The sequence below is a fragment of the Legionella hackeliae genome (genome assembly GCF_000953655.1).
In the GTDB taxonomy this organism is placed as follows: Bacteria; Pseudomonadota; Gammaproteobacteria; order Legionellales; family Legionellaceae; genus Tatlockia; species Tatlockia hackeliae.
Genome location: NZ_LN681225.1, coordinates 1,203,811 through 1,228,306 on the forward strand (window position 1 = coordinate 1,203,811; position 24,496 = coordinate 1,228,306).

Below are 24,496 nucleotides of genomic sequence, written 5' to 3' on the forward strand. Positions count from 1 at the left end.
CTTTTGATTAAACGTTTTTTTGATATTGTAGTTTCATCCCTATTATTGATCATTCTATCGCCGCTGATAGTAATAATTAGTGTTCTTATCCGTTGTTACTTAGGAGGTCCTGTCTTATTTTGTCAGGAGCGTCCAGGTTTGCAAGGTAAGATTTTTAAAATGATAAAATTTAGAACCATGCTAAATAGGGTGGATGAACAAGGTGTGCCCCTACCTGATGCGCAAAGAATGACTGCTTTAGGAAAGTTTTTAAGATCAACCAGCTTGGATGAGCTTCCAGAATTATGGAATGTTCTAAAGGGAGAGATGAGTCTTGTTGGTCCGAGACCTCTATTGATAGAGTATCTTCCCTTGTATAATTCAGAGCAAATAAGACGACATCATGTTAAGCCGGGTATCACAGGGTGGGCGCAAGTTAATGGACGCAATGCTCTAAATTGGGACGATAAATTTCAGTTAGATGTCTGGTATGTTGATAATCAATCGTTTTTACTGGATCTGAAAATATTACTATTAACCATCAAAAAAGTTCTTATTCGCGATGGAATTACGAGCCAGGGAAGCCCCACTGCAGAGAAATTTAAAGGGGATAAATCATGAAATCCCTTGCTATTCTTGGTGCTGGTGGTCATGGCAAAGTCGTCGCGGATGCTGCACTTTGTTCAGGATGGACGGAGATTAGCTTTTTTGATGATCGCTGGCCGTCTTTAGAGCAAGTTAGTGTTTGGAAGGTTGCTGGATCAATCGATGCATTCTTTACTGGAGTATCGTGCTTTGATGGAGTTATAATTGCCATCGGCGATAATTCCAAACGACTTGCAATGATTGAAAGGGTATTAACAAAAAGTCATACGCCCTTGGTATCGATTATCCACCCTTCTGCAATTATTAGTCGTTTTGCTACTGTAGAATCAGGTACTGCCATTTTCGCAGGCGCTGTAATCAATCCGGATAGTAAAATTGGCATTGGCTCAATTATAAATACCAGCGCTACAGTGGATCATGATTGTAATTTAGGAAAGGCAATTCATATTTCCCCAGGTGCAAATCTGGCTGGGGGAGTTCATATAGGTGATTTAACTTGGATTGGCATTGGTTCCTCTATCCGCCAACAAATTGTAATTGGCGCTAATGTGACTGTTGGAGCTGGTGCGGTAGTAGTAAAAAATATTCCCGACCACTGTATGGCTGTTGGGGTTCCTGCAGAAATTATTGAAAATAAGGCGAGGTAATGTGTTAAATACAGCTTTTTCTCCATGGCCAAATTATTCAGAAGAGGAAGCCCAGCTACTACGCCAAGTGCTCCTTTCAAATAAAGTGAATTATTGGACAGGTAGTGAATGCCAGGATTTTGAAAGAGAGTTTGCGCTCTGGATTGGAGTCGAGTATGCCATTGCTGTATCAAACGGAACTATTGCATTGGATGCTGCATTAAATGCAATTGATCTTCAGCCTGGTGACGAAGTCATTGTAACCTCGCGTACCTTCATAGCATCGGCTTCGGCTATTGTTATGGCAGGGGCTATTCCTGTATTTGCTGATGTGGATGAGGATAGCCAAAATATCACAGCTGAAACAATCCGAGCGGTTATAACTCCCCATACTAAAGCTATCGTTTGTGTTCATTTGGCAGGATGGCCCTGTGACATGGACCCAATTATGGCATTAGCCAATGAATTTAATTTATTGGTTATTGAAGATTGTGCCCAAGCACATGGTGCAAAATATAAAGGTCGCTCTGTGGGATCTCTTGGTCACATTGCAGCTTGGTCATTTTGCCAGGATAAAATTATGACGACGGGTGGTGAAGGTGGAATGATAACTACCAACGATCGTCAATTATGGTCAAGAATGTGGTCCTACAAAGATCACGGGAAATCATGGGATGAGGTGTTTAAGACCAATCAGAACACGGAACATGAGATTCTTAAGATCAGCCATAAATCAGAGTTTCGCTGGTTACATCATAGTTTTGGTACCAATGGCAGAATGCTTGAATTGCAAGCTGTTTTAGGTCGATTTCAATTGAAAAAAATGCCTGTTTGGCATCAAAAGCGCCTAGAAAATGCCCAGAAAATTTGGCAAGTAGCCGCAGATCTAAAGGCTTTGCGTGTTCCAGTAATTCCTGACCACATAGAGCATGCAGCTTATAAATGTTATTTGTTCGTCCAGCAAGAATGGTTAAAACCAGAGTGGAGCCGTTCGCGTATTATTGACACTATTAATAGCCTTGGAGTGCCTTGTTATTACGGTTCATGCTCAGAAGTTTATTTAGAAAAAGCGTTTGAAAATACGGCTTATCGTCCTAAAGAAAGATTACCTGTTGCACGTCAATTAGGTGATACAAGTCTGATGTTTTTGGTGCATCCGAGTTTAACAAAAGAGGAAATCGATAAAACTTGTTCAGTATTAGAAAGAGTAATGAATGAGGCAACCAAGTAATAGTCACTCACATTATTAATTTGCAGCATAGAGGAGCTTTTGTGAAAAAACAGTCAATTGCTACTTACGATCCCGAGATAGAGCTCATTGCATTATTTAAATTATTTTGGGTCAAAAAATGGTTCATCATAGGGATTACTATAATTTGTACGTTGGTTGGTGTTGTGTTGACCCATTCTATTAAGCCCATTTATGAAGCCAAAGGAATATTTATCCCTCCCATAACTAGCGACTTGGCTGAGTTAGCGTTAGGGAAGACTGAAACCACTGCGATAAAACCACTTAATATTACGGATGCCTACAATATATTTAAAGGAATCATTTTAGCTGACTCCATCAAACAGTCTTTTTTAAAACGATTTCAAACGAATAATAATGAATCACTGGTTTCGATTACAGCTACGCTAGAGTCTGCTGGACGCTTTGGGGTAGTAGTCAAAGCAACGAATCGTAATGATGCGCTTCGCTATGCTAAAGAGTTCTCTGAAACTCTACAAAATGAAGCTCGAGCTAAGGTCGCAGCCTCAATTAACCAAGAATTAAAAAGCTACCAAACCTATTATCAACGTGAAATCGCTTTGGCTAAACAACATGCTAGAGAAGAGCGGGAAGATCAAATAGTAAGACTCAAAGAGGCTTTAAAAATTGCAAAAAGCTTAAATGCCGAAAAACCAGCAATTAACACATTATCGGATGCAGATATTAGTAATCCAAGTTATACCAGAGGAAGTAAGTCCCTCGAAGAGGAGATAAATAGTTTGGAGAAGCGCTCAAGTGACGAGCCGTTTTCCCCTCGCTTGCGTAAACTTGAATTTGAGTATGAAAGCTTAACTACTATAAAACCTAATATGAAAAATATACTACTTGCAAGACTCGATGGAGATATTGTTGTATCTGATAATTCTATCAGTCACAAACGAGAAATTCTTCTTATTTTATCTGTGCTTATAGGTTTTTTAATCGGATGTGCATTTGTGTTGTTTAGAAATTATAATTTGGTACTAAATAGTCCGAGAGAATAAAGCGGATTCGCTAAAAACTTGGTTGACACTGAAATTAACTTAGCTGGTAACTCATTCATATGAGAATAAAATACAGCAATTTGCAAATTGCATTATATATATGGCCTGTATTAATACTTTTAGCTCTTGCTATTGGTTTTAGGCCAATGAATGTAGGTAGTGATACGCAATCCTACAGTCTATATTATGAAAATTTGCGATGGGGAATGGTTCATCATTTCTATGAATATCTCTTTTTTATTTTAGCAAAAATTTTTTCGCTGTCCTATATTCCTATTGGCTATTTTTTTTCCTTTATCGCATTAACAGGTTTTATTCTTATTAATCTCTCTGCGAGAAAAATAACTGAGTATTTAGAGGTTTCTTACGATAGCAATCTGGTTTTTTTATTACTTATTATTTGTTTTAGCCTTTCGGTATTTTTTTATGCGATAGAAATCAATGTAATCCGGCATGGCATCGCAATCTTAGCTTTATTTTTATTTTATTTTTTGTTAATCAATCGAGCCCATATATTATTGTTAATGCTAAGCGCTTTGTTCGCTGTCGGTTTTCATCAAACGTCTGTGGTTTATTTGTTAGTTTCTTTTTTAATTTTTTTTTCCTATCGCTTTGTTTTTAGCTTAGTGCTAGTTTTGGCGTTTCTTTATGTGACAGGTTTAATAAAAAAGAGTATTTTTATTTTTTCTCAAATGACCTCTATAAATATTTATGAGAAAATCGCTTCTTACGGGCTTAACTCGGGTTATGCGTCTGGAAATAGATTAGATTTCACGCTATTTACCTTATTTTGTGGACTTCTATTTTTTATTATTGGCAAATATTTGTTAAATGCCAATAACCGTAGAAAATATAACCAGCTTCTTAAAATATATTGGATATTAACCATACCTTTTTTCTTTTTAGGGTTTGCAGGTTATGCGGATCGGTATTTATTACCTGCTTGGGTATATCTTTCCATATTAAGTGCTGTTTTTCTGCAATTTGAAGTAAGCAAATCCTCACTTGCTATAAAGATAACCTATCTAGTATTTTTGGCGTCAGCAATTGTAATATACATGGTTGCACAGGGAATTTTGAGGCTGGGCTAATTCCACTTAGGAAAAATCGTAAGTTTGACTGGAGTATTATCAAAATAAATGACTAAAAAAATTCATTTAACTAGGATCGCTAGAGTGTCTACTGTTCCGCTATTCATATTTACGTTGCTGCGTACCCAAGTTGAGGCAATACGGGACAGTGGTGCTGCCGTTACTGTGATTACAAGCCCAGATGAGGACCCTAAAAGTTTTAAGCCCATCGAGAATTGCGATTTCAAAGCAGTGCCTATTGCGAGAGAAATTAGTTTATTCGCTGATGTAGTTTCACTTATACGATTAATCAAGCTTTTTCGAGCTGAACGCTTTGATATTGTTCACTCAAATACACCCAAAGCAGGACTTCTGTGTGCAATTGCCGGAAAGCTTGCTGGCATTCCAATTCGAATTCATACATTTACTGGTCAAACATGGGCCACAATTGGAGGGGTAAAAAGGCTTATTTTAAAATTTTGTGATAAGTTAATCGGCCATTTAAATACCAGTTGTTACGCAGACAGTCCTAGTCAACGTGATTTTCTAATAAACAGCAAAATTATTAAAGAAAATAAAATTTCAATTTTAGGATCGGGTTCCTTAGCCGGTGTAGATATCACTCGATTTAATCAAGAAAATTTCACAGATATTGAAAAGACAACAATTCGTGAGTCCCTAAATATTTCCAAGGACCAGTTAGTTTTATTATTTGTAGGAAGAGTAACCAAAGAGAAAGGTATCTTTGAATTAATAGATGCCTTCGCAGAATTGCTTAAGTGTCATATTGATATAATACTTTTAGTTGTAGGGCCGTTTGAGCAAAATATAGAGCAAGAGATTAAAATTTATTCAAATGAAAAATGTGGTGATAAGGTCATTTTTTCTGGTTTTTCTGTTGAGCCGGAAAAATTTATTGCTATAGCCGATATCTTGTGTCTACCAAGTTACCGGGAAGGGTTTGGAACCGTAGTAATTGAGGCTGCGGCTATGGGAGTTCCAACAGTAGGTACAAAAATTTATGGTCTAACTGATGCAGTTGTGGATAAACAAACAGGACTTTTAGTAGAACCTAGAAACATAAAGGACTTGACTATTGCACTAAATCAATTAATTGAAGATCCTCAATTAAGGCTTAAGCTGGGTCAAAACGCCAAAATGCGCGCCCTCAATGAATTTGATAGTAGAAAATTTGATACCTTTGTAATCAGTGAATATGAAAAGTTGCTAGCGGGCAACCACCACTAATAGGGTTCAAGGTGCATTAAGGGGCGTACTGTAGGGATTGTTATGGAAAAAACAAACATCGCATATAAGATATTAGCTAATCCTGTAATTTATAGAACTTTTCAACGATTCGTTGGCGGCAAGCAACCTAAAATTTATCAAATTTTAGAAAAAATATGCCAGGATTTTTTAATATTACGCGGAAGAAAACCTACATTACTTGATTTAGGATGTGGTGAAGGTAACTTATGCCATTGGATTTCTTCATATTCCAACTATTATGGCGTTGATTATTCTGAAGAATATCTTGCCCATGCCAAAAATCTGTATGGCACTAAGGGTGAATTCATTAGTCTGGATTTCTGCTCTTCGAAATTTGATCAACTTCCCAATAGTTTGGATATTATTGTTGGCATTGGATTAATTCATCATTTAGCAGATGAAGACATAAAAAAAATTCAAGATAACATTATAAATCATCATAAAAATGCAATTATTCTCACCATTGATCCTGTTTTGCTCGATAGGCAACATAGAATTGCTAAATTTATGGTGTCTAAAGATAGAGGGGCTTTTGTTAGGACACTGTCTCAATATCAACTGCTGATGCCAGATTATGATTATCACTTAGACAATTTTTGTAAGATTCCTTATAATCATGTCCTTTTTTACAGAAACATCGATCTTAATCGTTATCTGTAACTGTATTGTCAGTAGAGAGCTAAAACTCCAAACTCTCAAAATATAGGGGAAATCATGATGAACAAATTTCTCAGCGAGATTGATACAAATCGATTTGGTTTCAACGTGGCAAAAGTTAATAATTGGGATTTACCGCCTCAAGAATTACTGAAGCAGCTTCGTACTGAGAATGTAAAGTTGGTTATCACGCGTCTTGCTACTGAAGATGTAGAACTGATCAATGAACTGGAGGGTTTAGGATTTCAGCTAAAAGATACACAACTGACCTATCGATTTGATTTGAATCGCATGGCGTCTACCTCCCTTGAATTACCTTCTAATTTAAAGTTACGTGAAGCACAAGAATTAGATCTGCCTCAAATTGGTCGTTTGGCGAGCGATTCTTTCAGCCAATACGGACACTATGCTAACAATCAAAAACTTGACGAAGAAAAAGTTAACCAGATTTATGAGGATTGGGCAGTAAATAGTTTTAATAATCCTGATTTTGCTGATCGATTTATCGTAGCTGTATCTGGCCATGAAGTTGCAGGTTTTCTTTCCTATAAGATTGTATCTCAAGCCGAGAAAAAATTCGCTAAAGGCGGAATAGGGGCAGTTTCATCCAACTTCCGTAATCAGGGAATATTTAAATTTTTAACGAAGGAAGGACTCTTTTGGGGGCGAGAATTAAATTTGGACTGGATTGAACATAATGCCCTAACTACCAATTATTCTGTTGGAAGGGTTTTTACCAGTTTAGGTTTCTACAACTCGGCATCTTATGTAACTTTACACTGCTGGCTGGATTAAAATTATTAGATGTTCCTTTGATAATCGAATTTATCAAAGGATTATGCTGTTAGTGGGTAGTAAAACTAAAAAACTGATTTAATGCTTCGTTATCTCAAAAATCATTGGTGTTGAAAGACAGGCTGGTAAATGTTTAAACAATCTAATTAAGCCAGTATATTTTAAGAATGAATAGATTATCATAATGTGAAAATGACGTTGTCGAAATTCTGTATCATCCCTCATTCGCATCAGTGCTTCATACAAGAGTCCTTTTCTGAAGTTATACCTCAACTTTCTTTTTCTGGCATAAGCTTTAATTCCTGTATAAGTAACAAAATTTAAAGAATCCCAGATATTTTGTAATGAATTTATCTTCGATTTGAATAAATATTCGCTTATATTTTTCAATGGCTTAATGACAAAAATTTGAAAATGAGGTTCATAGGGAACTAGATAATTTGGACAACTATGAATCATTTTTCCGGTTGGAGTTAACACACTTAACATAGAGTCTAATGCAGACGATAGATTTGGAATATGCTCGATTACATTATTGCTAAAAATTACGTCATATTTCTCGTTGATTGAATTTAGTGATTCGGCAGTGATTTCAAGAACTGGCAAATTCACGTCAGAATAACAATCCAGAATAATAGGTTTAACTTCGCTAAATAGTTCGAACCCGCCCAGTGAGGGCTCAAGTGCTGTGATCTTAAACCCTTGCTGCTTCAAGAATATACTTAAAAGGCAAAGGCCCGCACCGACTTCCAACAAATTTAATTCTTTTGCCAGATACTTTTCAATTAATGAAAACGAAACTCTAGTTTCATTGATGTAGGTATTGAGGAGGCTTTTGATTTGTTCAGGAGTGAATTGAGTAGTCGAGGTCGTTTTATCTATAATTAATTCTATTGGTATTGTTTGAATGAATAATTCTAACTCAGTTCTTAAATTAAGGTTTTTCGCATAGGTTGTTGAGGAATGTTTTTGCATTGGACAAGGCTTGTATTTTTGTAGAAATTTTCATTTTTATAATTTAAAAAAAAAATAAAATCAATATAATTGCAATCCATATTTTAGGAGAAATTTATATTTAGTTATTTTAAAGTTATAGGGATTTTATAATTTTGTCCCTTGTGTTAATTTCCATGTAATACGGCTAAATTGGGATATCTAAAAATATGCTCCTTTATCAGATGATAAGCTATTAATAACCTACAGTTATTATCTGTGGCTTGTTCAATTTGTAGGGACCATTTAAGCCAGATGAAAAGGAGATTTATTGCCTCATGAAACTTTCTATTGTTACCACACTTTTTAAATCAGAGTCTTATGTTGAGGAGTTTTGTCGACGAGCAGCAGACACGGCTCGTAAACTGGTTGGCAACAATTACGAAATTATATTGGTTAATGATGGTTCTCCAGATAGAAGTCTTGAAATAGCGATAGAATTCGCGAAAAAAAATCCCCGAATTATAGTCATTGAGCTTTCACGTAATTTTGGCCACCATAAAGCGATGATGACAGGTTTAGCGTATGCGAAGGGTGAAAAAGTCTATCTCATTGATAGTGATCTCGAAGAAGAACCTGAGTGGCTGTTGGATTTTAATAAACAAATGCAAGAAGGGCAATGCGACGTCGTATATGGAGTCCAGGAAAAAAGGAAGGGGAAACTATTCGAGCGCTTTAGTGGAGAGATTTTTTATAAACTTTTTCGTTTGTTAACCAAGTTGGATATGCCAAGCAATAATACGGTTGCCCGTTTGATGACCCATCGTTATGTGCGAGCTTTGGTTAAACACCAAGAGCGGGAGGTGTTTATTGCCGGGCTATGGTATATAACTGGATTTAGGCAATATCCCTATATTGTAAAAAAGCATAGCAGAGGGGACTCATCTTATACATTTCGGCATAAGCTGTCTTTGTTAGTCAACTCCATTACTTCATTTAGTAACACCCCTTTAGTTAGTATTTTTTATATAGGGATTCTAATTTTATTATTTTCAGGTGGGTACACTATTTTTTTAATAATCAATCGCTTTTGTTTCCATCAAGTTTTAACCGGTTGGACTTCATTGATGGCTTCGATTTGGTTATTGGGTGGGCTTATAGTGTCTTTTATTGGAGTTATAGGAATTTACCTTTCTAAAATTTTTTCTGAAATTAAGCAACGGCCTTACACAATTATTAGGCACATTTATGAGTCCCTGTCTGATCAGGAGTCTGAATCTCAATTGAGTAAAATGTTAGGGCTGAAGACCATGTCATCAGAGTAATATATGCTAAAGTTTTTTATATTATTGCAGTTTATTCGTTCAAGTTTTTTTAGTGTAGTGAATAATTTGCTAGGTTATGTGGTTTTTCTCTTTCTCACTTCTCTGGGCATCGCACCAAAGAATGCAGTCACTATTTGGTATATTCCTGCAATTATTTGCAGTTTTTGGAGTAATTACCGATGGGTATTTTCTGCTAAATTAAATTTACCAGAAACAATCATTCGCTTTATAATCGTTTATGTTTCAGCGTATCTAGTTAACTTGCTATTATTATGGGGGTTTGTGGATAAACTAGATTATCCTTATCAGTTTGTTCAACTTTTTGCAATTGCACCTGTGGCTGTTTTTCTTTTTTGTGGATGTAAATACTTCGTTTTTGAGGGTACACTTGGTTTAGAACCTGGCAAGGGTTGAGAAGAATGCCATTCTCAGTAGCTTTGTTCGCATGCCTGCGTAAAAATAAATAGTTAGTTTAAAGGCAATTTAAGTTATAATTCAAGAAAATTATTGGTTTTCCTGTATGAAAATTCTAATTACCGGTGGTGCCGGTTTCATAGGATCTGCGTTAATTCGCTACCTTATTACTAATACTGAGCATGTTGTACTCAACATCGATAAGCTCACTTATGCGGGTAATTTAGAGTCGCTACAAACAGTAAGTAATCATCCTCGTTACAGCTTTGCACAGGCTGATATTTGTAATATCCATGCTATTCACCACCTCGTTAATAAATTTCAGCCAGATGCTATTATGCACTTGGCGGCTGAGAGTCATGTTGATCGTTCGATTGATTCTGCAGCTGATTTTATTCAAACCAATATTGTTGGTACCTATTCCCTGCTAGAGGTTGCAAGGGCATATTGGGCGAAGCTCCCAGTATCTGAGCAACAAACATTTCGATTTCATCATATTTCTACAGATGAGGTCTATGGAGATTTAGGATATACAGATGATTTTTTTACTGAGGAGACTCCTTACTCACCTAGCTCTCCTTATTCTGCCAGTAAAGCCAGTTCTGATCATCTAGTACGTGCTTGGCATAGAACTTATAAACTGCCAGTGCTCATTACAAACTGTTCTAACAATTACGGACCTTATCAATTTCCAGAAAAACTAATTCCTCTCATGATATTAAAAGCTCTGTCAGGCGAACGATTACCTGTTTATGGTGATGGTAGTCAAATTCGTGATTGGTTATATGTGGATGATCATGTCCGTGCATTATATTGTGTGCTCACCAAAGGCCGGGTAGGGGAAACCTATAATATTGGTGGAAATAATGAAAAAACAAATCTTGAAGTCGTAACAACGATTTGTGATATTTTGCAAACAAGTATTCCTGCAAATCAACTGGGTATTAAACAATTTCATGAGCTAATCACTTATGTAAAAGATAGGCCTGGGCATGATCATCGTTATGCAATTGATGCTCGAAAAATTAAGGAAGAGTTAGGATGGATCCCTGCGAAGAACTTCATGCAGGGACTGCAAGAAACAATTGAATGGTATCTTGGTAATATGCAATGGTGTCGAAATATCAAAGACGGCTCCTATCGTAATTTTACTAACCATTCAAAGGAGCTATGTCTATGAAAGGGATTATCTTGGCTGGTGGAACCGGAAGTAGATTATACCCAATCACAAAAGGGGTTTCGAAACAGTTATTGCCAGTTTATGACAAGCCCATGATTTATTATCCTCTTTCTGTGCTCATGCTCGCTGGAATTCGTGAAATTTTAGTGATTACTACTCCTGAAGATAAGGCTGCATTTATGCGTCTTTTAGGAGATGGGCAACAGTTTGGAATTCGATTAACCTATGAGGTGCAAGAAAAACCTGAGGGATTAGCGCAAGCTTTTATAATTGGCGAGTCTTTCATCGGCATTGATTCCGTTTGCCTGGTCTTAGGCGATAATATTTTTTACGGTCAAGGCTTTCGACCAAAATTAAAAGAAGTTGCAAATCGAACTACTGGGGCGACGGTGTTTGGCTATCAGGTCAAAGATCCAGAGCGTTTTGGTGTGGTTGAGTTTGATGAGAATTTACGCGCCATTTCTATTGAAGAAAAGCCGAATAGTCCGCGGTCAAATTTTGCTGTAACCGGATTATATTTTTATGATAATCAGGTCATTGATATCGCTAAACAAATTAAACCTTCTTACAGAAATGAGCTCGAAATAACCTGTGTAAATCAAGCATATCTCGAAGCGGGACAATTGAATGTGGAATTACTAGGGCGTGGATTTGCATGGTTGGATACTGGAAATCATGAGAGTCTTTTAGAGGCAAGCATGTTTGTGCAAACCATTGAGCATCGCCAGGGATTAAAAATCGCTTGTTTAGAAGAAATAGCCTACAACAATGGTTGGTTATCTGACAGTGAACTCCATGCGATTGGCAGCGCTTTAAATAAAAGCAATTATGGGAATTACTTACTCTCGTTGTTGGGCAAGAATCATATTAATGACATTCTATATGGTTCTAAAAATAAATCTGAAGCGGTTACCGGATAAATTATTAAATGATTAACTTTAACAAACCTCCTGTGCTAGGAACTGAACTGGGTTATATTTCTGAAATCATAAATGCCAATGGCAAGTTATGTGGCGATGGTAATTATTCAAAACGTTGCGAAGCATGGTTGGAACAACCCTCGTCTGTCATAAAAGCTTTGCTCACACCTTCTTGTACTGCTGCCTTGGAAATGACGGCACTATTGATTGATATTCACCCAGGCGATGAGGTTATCATGCCTAGCTATACCTTCGTAAGTACCGCAAATGCCTTTGTTCTGCGAGGGGCAAAAATAGTTTTTGTTGATATTCGACCAGACACGATGAATATCGATGAGAAAAAAATTGAAGCAGCAATTACCCCAAAAACAAAAGCCATAGTTCCTGTGCATTATGCAGGAGTTGCTTGTGAAATGGATGCCATTATGGCATTAGCTAACCGCTATAACCTATACGTTATTGAAGATGCTGCTCAAGGTGTCATGGCTACTTATAAAGGACGACAGTTAGGCTCAATTGGTCATTTAGGTTGCTACAGTTTTCATGAAACAAAAAATTATACCTCAGGCGGAGAGGGTGGGGCCCTGCTTATTAACGATGAGCGTTTTGTTGAGCGCGCCGAGGTAATCCGTGAGAAAGGAACAAATCGCTCCCAATTTTTACGAGGTCAGGTGGATAAATACACCTGGAGAGACATTGGTTCCAGTTTCTTGCCCAGTGAACTTCAGGCAGCCTATCTTTTAGCGCAGCTTGAAGCGGCTTCGCAAATTAATGAAAAGCGCCTGGCACTATGGCATCAATACCATGAAGCACTTGAGTCGATAAATGAGCTTATTCATCAACCACATGTACCTTCTGAGTGTGTCCATAACGCACATATGTATTATATCAAGCTTGATTCACTGACAATGCGTGACACATTTATTGATAAAATGAAGGCACATAATATTCAAACTCCATTTCATTACGTACCGCTGCACTCAAGTCCAGCAGGTTTAAAATATGGAAGATTCTCAGGTAAGGATGAATTTACAACCACAGAAAGCGAGAAGCTTGTCCGCTTGCCTCTTTGGTTTAACCTGACGCATGCAGAGGCTGAGTTGGTTGTTAATAAGGCTATTACAAGCTTAAGGGAGCTCTAGTGCAGCAGTTTAAAGTTGCAATATTAACGGCAGTCTCTCATTTAAGTCGTTTATTAGTTAATTTATTTATTATTAAACAAATCGCATTAACCCAAGGGCCTGAAGGTTTGGGGCTCTTGGGCAACTTTATGACCTTAGTCACTATTGCGGGTACGCTAGCGGGAGGTGGTATTACTGCCGGAATTATTAAATATATTTCAGAGTACAGAGGTTCACCTGATAAACAACTACGTTTTGCTACGAGTGCCTTTTTTTATACTGGCATTTGTGCGTTACTGACCTTAGGTATTGGGCTTATTTTAAGTAAACAATTAACAGCCTACATTTTTTTAAATTCAGAGTACCGTATTTATATTTATTTTTTCTTGATAGCCCAGGTATTCATCTCATTGAATAACTTTGCCTATGGTCTTTTAAATGGTTTTCGTCATAATACAGCGTATGCAGTTTTAGTAGTTCTTGGGAATCTTTTTGCCGTTGCCCTCGCAAGCTATATGATACCGAATTATGGATTTCGGGGAGCGGTAGTGGCAATAACAGCACCGATTCTTTGCCCCTTTATTCCTGCCATTTATTATGCGCTGTCAAAACGCATTTGGCGTTATTTACGATTTGACTCTATAAAACAAGATGGTCTTTTACTAAGTAAATTTAGTTTAATGTTACTTTTTAGCACCGTTTGTTTTCCCATTGTGGAAATGTCTATTAGAAATAAAATTATTTACTTGCTGGGGATAGAAGCGGCAGGTTTTTGGCAGGCAATTACCAAATTGTCAGCGGCATATCTCAGTTTTTATTCACTTTTTCTGTCGTTTTATTTTGTGCCTATTGTTTCGCCTAAACAAGAGAATGCGAGTATCGTACGTGAAGTTAACAAAATGATTCTTTTCATTGGCAGTTTATTCCTTTCAATGATGCTTTTTTTCTTTTTCTGTAGAAATTTTGTAATAACGATGGTTTATACCGATAAATTTTTAAGCATGAGCCACTTGTTTTTACTGCAAATGCTAGGGGATTTTTTCCGTGTGATTGGATGGGTAGTGGGGTTTGTGGTTGTCGCCAAGGCGGCGACGAAACTATACATCGTAGGTGAAATCATACAGGGAGCTTTATTTATTCTGCTATGCTCGGTTGAGCTTCATTATTCTGCTTCTTTATCTGCTGTCGTACTGTCTTATGTGTGTACTGCCTTTTTGTATTGTGTAATAGTATTGGCAGTATTTTACTATTTTTATCGAAGTAAACGCCCCACGTTAGTCATGGAAATATAGATTATGCTAAATGCTACAGTTGTTGTCTCTTGTTACAATCAAAAAGATTATATCAGCGAAGCGCTTGAAAGTGTTTTAAATCAAAAGACGGATTTTGATTTTAATATTTTAGTCGCTGATGATTGTTCCAAGGATGGTACTCAAGAAATCATTGCTCACTACCAGTCATTATACCCTGAAAAAATAACGGCGATTTTGCGCAAAGAAAACATTGGTGCGGGGCGAAATTATATTGAAACTCATAAAATGGCCACGGGGGATATTGTGTTTCACTTGGATGGTGATGACATTATGTTGCCTGGTAAATTACAAAAGCAATTTGATTTGTTCAAAGACGACAACACCATAAACATAGTGTTCCACCGAGCTCTTTATTTTTCGGATGACTTAAGTTACCAGGCAGAGACGGGTGCTCCTACTCCCAATAGCCCTATTCTATTTTTTGCTGTCAAGGATTTGGCATTATGGGGCACCGTAGCAGTTCATAGTTCTTATGCTTACCGTCGTGTGGCCCGTAAAGTTATGGATCCGAAGCGTGATTTTATGGAATGGTTTTTTGCAATGGATTCTTTAATTCCTGAAGGAAAAGGGGCCTATATTAATGAAATATTGGTGAAATACCGTTGTAATCCTATGGGGGGTGCTTATCTGGCAAGCAAAAAAGGAAGGCAAAAAGCCTACAATATCTATTTTACTGATTTATTTCAGTACTTTGAAAAATACCCAGCTTTAAGAAAAGAACTGTATACCAATTGCCTCGTTACAACATTGGCTATGATGAAAGGGGGATGTGGCTATCCGAAAAATATTCTCGCCTTTTTAATGAGAAAATTTTATTACTTACGTTTTTCAAATTTTAAAAAAACAATAAAAATGAGGGCCTCAGTTGCTCCTGCTAAAAAAATCAGATAGAGGTATTTAAACTCCTAGACTCTCTTGCGGTAGTAAGGATGTGTTTTCGATTTGCAAAAGAGTAGAAGTAAAGTTGCGCTGGTTTCTCAATGAAGGTATAGCTTAGATAAGACGCTATCACGATGCAGGGTAAACCAAAACATGCAATGAACAATGAATGAAACCCAAATGCGGTAGCAAAGGAATGTAGGGCCGCCAAAATTAAAACATGGCATAGATAAGTCGAATAAGACCAGTTCCCCAAATGGATAATCCATAGATGATTTAACCTGTGATTTTGTGAAATAACTGCTGTAAAAATTAGCGCACAAGGAATACCAGTACGCAGATAGTGATGTCCGGCTTTCTCAAATCCAATCACTAATAAGGCCAATATGACAAAAGCGATGGCTGCAGAACCAGGAATTTTTTGTATGAGTCCTTTTTTCCATAGAAGATTAACTATTACTCCAAATAAAAATTCGAGCATCATTTTATTCGAGTAAAATGAAAAATTATTTAATTTTGAGCCTGCAAAAATTAATAAACATAGTCCTAGTGTGGTTGCTACAAGGCGAAATTTTGTGGGTAAAATAAGCGTTAGGGCAACAATAAAATAGAAAACCATTTCGTAATTGAGTGTCCACCCCACAGTTAACAAAGGATAAAATCCTATGCCTGAGGGATTATTCTCCGGTAAAAAGAAAAGGCTTTTTAGAAGAAATAGGGGAGAAAAGGCGGTGGAAGGGATTAATCCTTGGTAATGAATCACCAAAACTGCAACAAGAAGAGTAAAAAACCAGTAGGCAGGTATAATACGGGCTATTCGTTGAAGCATGAATTGTTTAAAAGTAATCACCTTCCCAGAAATAGAGTGATAAATAACGAAACCACTGATTACAAAAAATAAATCAACTCCATAAGCACCATAATAAAAAAAATAAGCGAGCCCATCAGAGGTTCCAGATTTAAAGGCAATTTGAAAAAAATGATGCAACACAACCATCCAAGCCGCTAAGGCTCGGAGGTATTGAATTGAGTTGATCATAGAACAACAGAAGGCAATCCTTGCCGTTTTGCGCTTTCAACACCCGGCTGGTCAAACGCATTAATATCCCAAATGACACTTTGTGTGTAAATTTTATGCTCGTAAAGAGCAATAAGCTGTCCTAATGTAAAGGGCGAGCAATCTGCCAATTGGATATGATTTAAGGGTTTGTTTCCGGGAATATACCCATTAGGATTTTCTGGTTCATGGACACCATAAGCCAGTATCTTTCTTTTTGCTTCAGCCATAGCATTGATTAATTCAGTATCAAATGATTTTACAGTCACGAAATCTAAAGCAACTTTATGAGTTCCCTGGCACAGTAACTGATAATAGCTATGTTGGGCTTGGTTACCTAAACCACCCCAAACAATGGGGCCGGTAGCATGATTAACTGCTCTGCCCCGTTTATCAATGGATTTCCCATTACTTTCCATATCTAGCTGCTGTATATAAGGTACAAAATATTCAAGCTGTTGCGCATAAACCAGGATTAGCAAATTATGAATATGTAAAAAATTATTGTTCCAGATGCCCAAAAGTGCTAAGAGTACCGGTAAATTCTTAGTAAAAGGCGTATTCTGGAAATGGTTATCCATACTGTGGGCACCGGCTAAAAGTTGTGAAAACTGCTCATATCCGATTGCAATGGACGTAATTAAGCTAATTGCAGAGCACAGTGAATAGCGACCGCCTACCCATTCCCAAATCGGTAACACATTATTAAATCCATTTTCTTTAGCTTTTCTTACATTTGCAGTGACTGCTATAAAATGTTTATCCATGTGAGAGGGATTATTAAGCCAACTTAATGCCTTTTTGGCATTGTGTAATGTTTCCTTGGTAGTAAACGATTTGGATGAGACGATAAACAATGTTGTCTCAGGCTTTAAATTATGAGTTACGTATTTTAAAGCATTGGGATCAACGTCTGAAACAAAGTGATAGCGCAAATGCTTTGCAGCAAGATCCGATAAAGCACGTATAGAAAAACGAGGCCCTAAATCAGAACCTCCCATTCCAATATTTACGATATCTGTAATGGGTTTTCCTGAAAAACCAAGCCATTCACCATTTCTAACAGAGTCAGAAATAGTTTTGATTTGTTCGCGTGCTGCAGCGATGTCTGGAATAATATCTTTGCTATTAATAAGGATAGGAGTGCTGTCTGGTGTACGCAAAGCCGTGTGCAGAGCAGGTCTGCCTTCGCTGTTATTCACTGCGTCGCCCTGGATTAATGCATCAATTTTACTTTTTAATTGACACTCATCAGCCAATTGCAACAATAATTCCAGGGTAGTGGAATTTAGGCGTTGATTACTAAAATCAATTTGAATGTGTTGGGTTGAAGCTGTAAGACTCGTAGACCTTGCATCAGATTGATTCAACTCATGAATAGTTGCCAGACGTAGAGTGTGAACATGATTTTCTAGTTCGATCCAGGAATTGAGTTCAGTTAATTGCTTCATGCGAGATCTTGGTTAAAATTTTTTTATAAAAATACCACTAATAAAGCGCCGAATAAATAAAAAAATTAATATAGGGTTCTCTTTCTTAAAAAATGATTAACCTAATTAAATAAAAAGGAAGCAGCTGTAATTTATTATCTCTAACAAAATGTATAAAAAATTACCTTTATTTGATGAGAAATAAGAATTTTCAGTAATTTCAACAGACTATATCTTCATCCCTCTACAAGAAATTCCATTTATCGAATTAAATAAAAAAAAATTAAAAAAAGTCTCACTTTTACTGTTTTTTCAATTATAATATCTCGCTGTTTTTTTGAGACTCAATTGATTCCTAAGAAACCTAAGGCTATAAATTAATCATCGTGATTTATTAGGGCTCATAATCGCCAAAAATAGAGAATTTTGCTCAAAATTATTGCCTTGTGCGTTGGTCTAAAAGAACAAAAATTTAATTTATTTCTAAATAGAAATAAAATTAAGGCTTTTCTTAATATTTTGTTAAGAATCATTGTATAAACTTACGATGGAACAGCCTAAAATTGTTTGTAATTTAATCATGTTGTAGTCACCGAGGGCACCATGGAGGTTCATGGAATAGATGGTGGCTGCCATCTAAGGGAGAATTTAGTCATGCTAATTTTGACTCGGCGTATTGGTGAAACCTTAATCATCGGCGACGATGTAAATATTACTGTGTTAGGTGTAAAAGGAAATCAAGTGCGCTTAGGTATCAATGCACCAAAAGATGTTTCTGTACACCGTGAAGAAATTTATTTGCGCATCCAGCAAGAAAAAGAGTCGACCGATAGCGAAGAAGCTGTATAACCAGATTCCATTGCAGTCCTCCAGTCCCGGATCCAAAAGGAGTTGGTCACCCGGGACAAACTCTCTAAAACCCCTTTTCTCTTATCTCTCTATCTCACTTAACGATGTATCTCCAAACGACAAATAATGGATAGTTCCTTGCTCATCAACAAGACACAATTGCCCAAGCTTGTTAACCCCACAAGCACTTCCCTGGATTGAGCCAGTAGGCTGTAATACCGTAATCGACTTTCCGAATAAATAATCAACTTTTCGCCATTCATCGGTAAAACTAGCAAAGCCTGTATGTAAAAATTTATCGACGTAGCGATGTAATTGATAAATTAAATTGGCTAAAAGTCTATTACGATCATGATATTGACCTGTAATTTCATACAGGGAACACCAAGGTTTTTCTGGCAAAGGATGGAAATTTGTTGCGGTATTTACATTCAGTCCAATACCAATAATAACTTGAGAATTTGCATGCGTCTCGGCAGTAATTTCTATTAAAATTCCGCATAATTTTTTATCTTTCCATAGAAGATCATTTGGCCATTTTAACAAAATTTCTTCATGAATCCCGCTATCCTTTAAGCTTGATAAAATAGCTATTCCCACGACTAAACTTAAACCGGAAAGCTGAGATAAATCACAATTAAGTTCCCAACGAGTTGAGCAATAAATATTCTCTCCAAATGGAGAAACCCAGTGACGTCCAAAGCGACCTCGCCCGTGAGTTTGCATTTCCGAACAACAAATTTCTAACAGGGAACTACTTGGTAAATTTTTCAAAAATTGATTGGTCGAATCAATCGTAGGAAATAAATGAAAATGAAGAGGTTTTTTAAAACCTCTGATCTTAAGCTGTTGCTGAATTGTTTCTTCATTAAGTAATTGTATTGGAACGGTCAGTTGATAACCTTGCTGTGGTAAACGTTGTATTGGCAGACCTAAATCAATAAGTTGGCGGATATGTTTCCATATAGCAGTTCGTGACACGCCAAGCTGCTCGCCAAGCACACTTCCACTGTAACAGGCACCGTCCGCAAGTCGCTTAATTAATTGCAACTGTATAGGGCTAAATTTTTTCATAAAAATGAGGAATAAAATATAAATTTCTTTGATTATACAGGGGGAACTTTAGCTTGTCAGATTAACAATAAAGTCAATATTAATTCGACCTTTAACTGAAACAGTAATGGATTAGATATGTTGAAATTTCACTATAAAATCCACATCCGCTAGCACATTGGCGGGGGACCCTGGATCCCGCCGATGTGCTAGCGGATGTGGATTTTATAGTGAAATTTCAACATATCTAATCCATTACTGTTTCAGTTAAAATCAATAAATGCCAGAAAAATAAGCCAGCCAACAAAATTTTAAACCCACGTCCCGCGGCTTGTCCGCGGGATCCAGGATGCCGTTGATAAACCGCGGGACGTGTGTGTTTTAGGGTGGATTGTGGTGAATTGTTAACAGACGCAGGCTTTCCAAGTGCTAATGCCAGGAAAATAATCCAGCAAGCAAAATTCTAAAACCCACGTTCAGCGGCTTGTCCGTGGGATCCAGGATGCCGTTGATAAACCGCGGGACGTGAGTGTTTTAGGGTGGATTGTGGTGAATTGTTAACAGACGCAGGCATTTCCAAGTGCTAATGCCAGAAAAATAATCCAGCCAACAAAATTTTAAAACCAACGTTCAGCGGCTTGTCCGCGGGATCCAGAATGCCGTCGATAAATGGCGGGACGTGGGTGTTTTAGGGTGGATTGTGGTGAATTGTTAACAGACGCAGGCATTTCCAAGTGCTAATGCCAGGAAAATAAGCCAGCCAACAAAATTTTAAACCCACGTCCCGCGGCTCGTCCGCGGGATCCAGAATGCCGTCGATAAATGGCGGGACGTGGGTGTTTTAGGGTGGATTGTGGTGAATTGTTAACAGACGCAGGCATTTCCAAGTGCTAATGCCAGGAAAATAAGCCAGCCAACAAAATTTTAAACCCACGTCCCGCGGCTTGTCCGCGGGATCCAGAATGCCGTCGATAAATGGCGGGACGTGGGTGTTTTAGGGTGGATTGTGGTGAATTGTTAACAGACGCAGGCATTTCCAAGTGCTAATGCCAGGAAAATAAGCCAGCCAACAAAATTTTAAACCCACGTCCCGCGGCTTGTCCGCGGGATCCAGGATGCCGTCGATGAACGGCGGGACGTGGGTGCTTTAGGGGGGATTGTTAACAGACCTAGGCATTTCTAAGCGCTAATGCCATGAAAATATAAGTCCAGCCATCGACAATTAATTCCACGGCAATGAATAAACCAATGATCCACAATCCGCTTAGAGGCCAGTGCATTAAAATCATTACACCAAGGGCTATGGCAATAATACCCGCAAGCAACAACCATCCCCAGCCTTTACTACCTCTTAGCATGAGAGCCATGAAAAAGCGGCTTAAACCTATGATAATAAGTACTGTTGCTAATAAGGCTGTGATTAATGCCGATGCAAGAAAGGGATCATAAATGATGAGAGCCCCACCAATAAGATAAAGTACTGCAATAAACGCGTGCCAGGCAACGGCTTTCCAGCGGCGAGCTTTAAATACATCGACAATTTGCAAAAAGCCACCGATAATTAACAATACACCCAGAAAAAGCATGCTGGCCAGGGTCAAACCGACAACCATTCCTAAACCGATGCATCCGAGAATGACAAATAATATACCAAGAGTCAATAACCAACCCCAACTACGCTTTACGTCACGTGGCTCTTCTAATAGCACTGTAGTCATAAAACATCCTTATTAAGTGATTTCCTCAATTAAATCATAAACAAAATTTAGAAATCCTGCATTGTATTATGAAAAAAAGATTGGAATTATTGGCTAGATTATTGAAAATCGCGCACGGGTCTTTCCAGACTTCTCAGGATTATCAAAATTATGGGGATCAACGAGCTGCGTGGCCTCAGAAATTTTATCCTTATGCCATCGATGTTCAGACCAACGATAATAATCAAGAGTACTATATCCCAAATCTTTTAATAGTCCGACGCCCTCTGCCTGTAAATCCTCTTTTTTGTCCTTATCCTCAGTCAGTTCACTGCAGATCAAGGTATAAATAGGATTGGTGGGAACAGCTTTCATTGCAGCTATATAGAAATGATTCATGTTTTCATCGCTTAAGCTAAAAAATAGTGTTATGTCTGCCAAGATAAAATTGGCCTTTCCTAAATAGAATTTTAATTGTTGATTATCAGTATTCTTAAGCAATTCTATAATTTCCCTTAATAAGGTGACTATCTCCTGAATTTCTGCATAATGAGCCTTTGTGAACGCTATAAATTGATGTTTGGCTTCATATTCGGTAGGTAATATGGCTTTAATTTTGTAATCCACCTGGCGCATTAAGCCTTTAGCTAACGCTAATTTATAATTTTCTTTATCTCTGTTGGCGCTAAATGAACATTGTTTAAGTAACTCAACTGCTTGGTTGACTTGTTTGATATTACAGTCACTAATGCTTCTCGTATTATCATTTTCAATGAGGGCTCTGGCGTATAAAAGGCGTTGAATATTAAGTCTTTGAGTTCGTCTGCCATTGTCATCCAGTGAAATTGCCTTTTCTGTGAACTGAATTCCTTCAGGCATTAGCTCCATAACAGCTTTCCAGTTTTTTTGCGTTGCAAATTGGAGAGCTGTGCTTTCCGTCACGCTACTTCTTTCTGTGAAGTAATCAGCAAGTTTTTCAAGATCGTCAGAATAAAATTCACTCCCTTTTTGTGCATTGCTATAGAGCGTATAGGCTGCGTCATACTGTTGGTCGGCAACTAATAGTCGCAAACCTTGTGCTGGGAAATCTGCTCCAAGGTTTGAATTAAATTGCGCTGCAAATCGAATGTCCTCAAGTTTTGTGGTGTTTTCCGTTATAAACTGTTTTGAAAGGGCAATTCCTAAAGGCGAGTCTTTTTTTACATACTGTAAAAGTTTGGATTTCTCAAAGTGATTATTGAGTAAAGTTATTGCCTCTTTGAGATCCTGAAGTTGTTCAATTAAATGAAAGGCAGCATCAAAGTTCTTTTTTTCCAAATAAAAATTAATAAAAATATTTTTATTCTGTAGGCAAATGTCGGGTGCATAGAATATCGCTTTTTCTATTAAAGCTTGAGCATCTGTGGAGAAATTCAGAAACGATTTTAAATATTTTTTAAATCGATTTGTATTTTGGTGAGCTCTAACCTCATTCATATAAATTTGAGCAACAGAAAAAGCATATTTACTATTTTTTAAAAATGTATAAGAAGTTCTGGAATTCTCTAAGTGTTCAACAGTAGTGGTAATCAAAGAATCATCTTGCGGATCGAGTTTTGGAATTTCAGACCAAAGTTCCAAACTAGCCCAAGTTTTTCCGAAACTATGATTCTCAAAAGAAATTGACGGCTCTCCCTCTTTAGCGACTAGATGCTGCACATCACTGACATAAAAGCGAGTTAGGTTGTCTTGCAGTGCTTTGGTTGTATCATCACCTCGTGGAGAATGAAGAAGATGAAAAAATATTGCTGGCACCCCATGCCTTTGTAATGAATTGGAGTGTGTCTGGGAATATCCTTGCAGATAACCATAGAAAGCATATTTACGTAAACCCATTTGCACTTTTCGTGGCTCACAGTTGTTATCCAATCCAAGCCAACCTTTAAACGATTCAAACACATACCTTAAAAGGCTAGCTGGTCGGATATCAAAGCCATCTGTATACAAATATTTTGCTGCAGTTAATTTATGGATAGTGGCTTGATATTCACTCTCATCATCTTGAAAAAGGAGAATATCCGGACGAAATCCTAAAAAATCTCTTTTTTCTTCAGGTAGCTTGACAAGTAAGGAGTAATTAATTCGAGGCATAGTTTCTACAACTCTAGATAGCAAACACTCTTTGTGTCTTAAAAATGTTCTTATTGTACCATAATATGTAAGAAAATAGAATTATTGATATTTAAAAAGGATGAAAATTGAGGGGGTCAACAGAAATATAACGAATATGTCGTACATTAATTTCGCAACATAATGCAGCACTGCAAGCAATTCTGGGCATAAACGAAATTATTTGCCAATTTTTTTGATGTTTTGTATCAAGAACATGGGTCTTCATAGGGGAAATAACAGGGACATCAAATTCTTTAGTCGGATAGGAAAGTCCTAATCCACAGGCTTTAATTAACGCTTCTTTTTGTGACCAGGTATGAAAAAAGCCAAGAGGTATAAGCCAGGGTGGCAAGGCTGATAATTGGGCTATTTCCTGAGATGAGAAAACAGTGTTAGCTAAACCAAGATAAGGTCGAGTTGAAAAAAATTCGATATCAATCCCTAAAGGGAATTGCTGTCCTATTGCCAGAAGGGCCAAGTCTTCCGAATGCGTCAAATTGAATTGTAGATGAATGGTATTGTTAACCTTTGGCTTGCCATGCGAACCATAGGTAAAAAGTAGCTCAGCGGGATTTTTTTTAAAATAAAGACCAAGAATGGCGCGAAGCATAGCTCTAGACACTGCGAAACGACGCTGATGACGGGGAAAATGAAAACGTTGTGCCCGTTCACGTTCTTCTTCCTCAAGGCATGACATTGCCCAATTCGGTAAATGGCTCAATGAAAATTCCCAGATATCCACTCGATCGCTTTTCAATTGACACTCAGCAGTAGTCATGGATTGAAATAAGGGCATAGAACGAGGATTCTCCTTAAGAATGACGCGAAAATTGCTCACAAGAGTGACTCAATTCTGCATTACCTAATCAAAATAGCGATTTTTGCCCTATATAATGTATAGGAACGGTGGCGTCAAAAA

At 37.4% G+C, this 24,496-nt stretch carries 23 protein-coding genes; 16 read left to right on the plus strand and 7 right to left on the minus strand.

Annotation, left to right across the window (positions count from 1 at the left end; all coding sequences use genetic code 11):
• The first annotated feature begins 3 nt into the window (after positions 1 to 3).
• Genes LHA_RS05495 through LHA_RS05530 form a run of 8 tightly spaced genes read left to right on the plus strand, consistent with a single transcriptional unit; the run spans position 4 to position 7,255 of the window.
• The gene (locus LHA_RS05495; protein ID WP_045105652.1) at positions 4 to 600 is read left to right on the plus strand and encodes a sugar transferase; all 597 of its coding nucleotides are present in this window, start codon (positions 4 to 6) and stop codon (positions 598 to 600) included.
• A complete protein-coding gene (locus LHA_RS05500; protein WP_045105653.1) occupies positions 597 to 1,232 on the plus strand; it encodes an acetyltransferase in 636 nt (211 codons plus the stop codon). The genes LHA_RS05495 and LHA_RS05500 overlap by 4 nt, the downstream gene beginning before the upstream one ends.
• Before the next feature lies 1 nt (position 1,233).
• The gene (locus LHA_RS05505) at positions 1,234 to 2,442 is read left to right on the plus strand and encodes a DegT/DnrJ/EryC1/StrS family aminotransferase (RefSeq protein WP_045105654.1); all 1,209 of its coding nucleotides are present in this window, start codon (positions 1,234 to 1,236) and stop codon (positions 2,440 to 2,442) included.
• Positions 2,443 to 2,483: 41 nt separating this feature from the next.
• The gene (locus LHA_RS05510) at positions 2,484 to 3,464 is read left to right on the plus strand and encodes a Wzz/FepE/Etk N-terminal domain-containing protein (RefSeq protein ID WP_045105655.1); all 981 of its coding nucleotides are present in this window, start codon (positions 2,484 to 2,486) and stop codon (positions 3,462 to 3,464) included.
• A 59-nt stretch (positions 3,465 to 3,523) separates the two neighbouring features.
• On the plus strand, positions 3,524 to 4,555 hold the full coding sequence (locus LHA_RS05515; RefSeq protein WP_045105656.1) for an EpsG family protein: 1,032 nt from the start codon (positions 3,524 to 3,526) through the stop codon (positions 4,553 to 4,555).
• A gap of 48 nt (positions 4,556 to 4,603) precedes the next feature.
• Positions 4,604 to 5,782 carry a glycosyltransferase family 4 protein gene (locus LHA_RS05520; protein ID WP_045105657.1) on the plus strand — a complete coding sequence of 393 codons (1,179 nt, stop codon included), beginning with the start codon at positions 4,604 to 4,606 and terminating at the stop codon, positions 5,780 to 5,782.
• A 42-nt stretch (positions 5,783 to 5,824) separates the two neighbouring features.
• Positions 5,825 to 6,463, plus strand: coding sequence for a class I SAM-dependent methyltransferase (locus LHA_RS05525; RefSeq protein WP_045105658.1), 639 nt, complete (start codon positions 5,825 to 5,827; stop codon positions 6,461 to 6,463).
• 54 nt (positions 6,464 to 6,517) lie between these two features.
• Positions 6,518 to 7,255 carry a GNAT family N-acetyltransferase gene (locus tag LHA_RS05530; RefSeq protein WP_045105659.1) on the plus strand — a complete coding sequence of 246 codons (738 nt, stop codon included), beginning with the start codon at positions 6,518 to 6,520 and terminating at the stop codon, positions 7,253 to 7,255.
• 78 nt (positions 7,256 to 7,333) lie between these two features.
• Here the strand turns inward: LHA_RS05530 and LHA_RS05535 are convergent, their stop codons facing one another.
• Complete coding sequence (locus LHA_RS05535; protein ID WP_052673599.1) at positions 7,334 to 8,230, minus strand: class I SAM-dependent methyltransferase; 897 nt, start codon at positions 8,228 to 8,230, stop codon at positions 7,334 to 7,336.
• A gap of 296 nt (positions 8,231 to 8,526) precedes the next feature.
• On the opposite strand from LHA_RS05535, the gene LHA_RS05540 reads away from it, so the two are divergent.
• The 7 genes from LHA_RS05540 to LHA_RS05570 all read left to right on the plus strand — a co-directional run bounded on the left by LHA_RS05540 (position 8,527) and on the right by LHA_RS05570 (position 15,352).
• Positions 8,527 to 9,513: a glycosyltransferase family 2 protein gene (locus LHA_RS05540; protein WP_045105660.1), complete on the plus strand. Its 987-nt coding sequence runs from the start codon at positions 8,527 to 8,529 to the stop codon at positions 9,511 to 9,513.
• A 3-nt stretch (positions 9,514 to 9,516) separates the two neighbouring features.
• The gene (locus LHA_RS05545; protein WP_045105661.1) at positions 9,517 to 9,927 is read left to right on the plus strand and encodes a GtrA family protein; all 411 of its coding nucleotides are present in this window, start codon (positions 9,517 to 9,519) and stop codon (positions 9,925 to 9,927) included.
• A 106-nt stretch (positions 9,928 to 10,033) separates the two neighbouring features.
• Positions 10,034 to 11,107 (plus strand): dTDP-glucose 4,6-dehydratase, encoded by a 1,074-nt coding sequence (gene rfbB, locus LHA_RS05550; RefSeq protein ID WP_045105662.1) that lies wholly within the window; start codon positions 10,034 to 10,036, stop codon positions 11,105 to 11,107.
• A complete protein-coding gene (gene rfbA, locus LHA_RS05555; RefSeq protein ID WP_045105663.1) occupies positions 11,104 to 12,027 on the plus strand; it encodes a glucose-1-phosphate thymidylyltransferase RfbA in 924 nt (307 codons plus the stop codon). Before rfbB ends, rfbA begins: the two co-directional genes overlap by 4 nt.
• An 8-nt stretch (positions 12,028 to 12,035) precedes the next feature.
• Positions 12,036 to 13,169 carry a dTDP-4-amino-4,6-dideoxygalactose transaminase gene (gene rffA, locus LHA_RS05560; RefSeq protein ID WP_045105664.1) on the plus strand — a complete coding sequence of 378 codons (1,134 nt, stop codon included), beginning with the start codon at positions 12,036 to 12,038 and terminating at the stop codon, positions 13,167 to 13,169.
• A complete protein-coding gene (locus tag LHA_RS05565; protein WP_045105665.1) occupies positions 13,169 to 14,440 on the plus strand; it encodes an O-antigen translocase in 1,272 nt (423 codons plus the stop codon). Before rffA ends, LHA_RS05565 begins: the two co-directional genes overlap by 1 nt.
• A 3-nt stretch (positions 14,441 to 14,443) precedes the next feature.
• Complete coding sequence (locus LHA_RS05570) at positions 14,444 to 15,352, plus strand: glycosyltransferase (RefSeq protein ID WP_045105666.1); 909 nt, start codon at positions 14,444 to 14,446, stop codon at positions 15,350 to 15,352.
• Here LHA_RS05570 and LHA_RS05575 read toward each other — a convergent pair.
• Both LHA_RS05575 and pgi read right to left on the minus strand, forming a co-directional pair.
• Complete coding sequence (locus LHA_RS05575) at positions 15,345 to 16,379, minus strand: acyltransferase family protein (protein WP_052673600.1); 1,035 nt, start codon at positions 16,377 to 16,379, stop codon at positions 15,345 to 15,347. The two genes, LHA_RS05570 and LHA_RS05575, sit on opposite strands and share 8 nt — an antisense overlap.
• The gene (pgi, locus tag LHA_RS05580) at positions 16,376 to 17,848 is read right to left on the minus strand and encodes a glucose-6-phosphate isomerase (protein ID WP_045105667.1); all 1,473 of its coding nucleotides are present in this window, start codon (positions 17,846 to 17,848) and stop codon (positions 16,376 to 16,378) included. The genes LHA_RS05575 and pgi overlap by 4 nt, the downstream gene beginning before the upstream one ends.
• Before the next feature lie 633 nt (positions 17,849 to 18,481).
• Between pgi and csrA the strand changes: the two genes are divergently transcribed.
• Entirely contained in the window at positions 18,482 to 18,676 is a 195-nt protein-coding gene (csrA, locus tag LHA_RS05585) for a carbon storage regulator CsrA (RefSeq protein WP_045105668.1), read from the plus strand.
• A gap of 81 nt (positions 18,677 to 18,757) precedes the next feature.
• Here the strand turns inward: csrA and LHA_RS05590 are convergent, their stop codons facing one another.
• From LHA_RS05590 to LHA_RS05605, 4 genes are all read right to left on the minus strand, one after another.
• Positions 18,758 to 19,750: a biotin--[acetyl-CoA-carboxylase] ligase gene (locus LHA_RS05590; RefSeq protein ID WP_045105669.1), complete on the minus strand. Its 993-nt coding sequence runs from the start codon at positions 19,748 to 19,750 to the stop codon at positions 18,758 to 18,760.
• A gap of 1,148 nt (positions 19,751 to 20,898) precedes the next feature.
• Positions 20,899 to 21,447, minus strand: coding sequence for an HdeD family acid-resistance protein (locus LHA_RS05595; RefSeq protein ID WP_045105670.1), 549 nt, complete (start codon positions 21,445 to 21,447; stop codon positions 20,899 to 20,901).
• 93 nt (positions 21,448 to 21,540) lie between these two features.
• Positions 21,541 to 23,556 carry a hypothetical protein gene (locus LHA_RS05600; RefSeq protein ID WP_045105671.1) on the minus strand — a complete coding sequence of 672 codons (2,016 nt, stop codon included), beginning with the start codon at positions 23,554 to 23,556 and terminating at the stop codon, positions 21,541 to 21,543.
• A 91-nt stretch (positions 23,557 to 23,647) separates the two neighbouring features.
• Positions 23,648 to 24,415: a 4'-phosphopantetheinyl transferase family protein gene (locus tag LHA_RS05605; protein WP_231861983.1), complete on the minus strand. Its 768-nt coding sequence runs from the start codon at positions 24,413 to 24,415 to the stop codon at positions 23,648 to 23,650.
• Between the last annotated feature and the right edge of the window lie 81 nt (positions 24,416 to 24,496).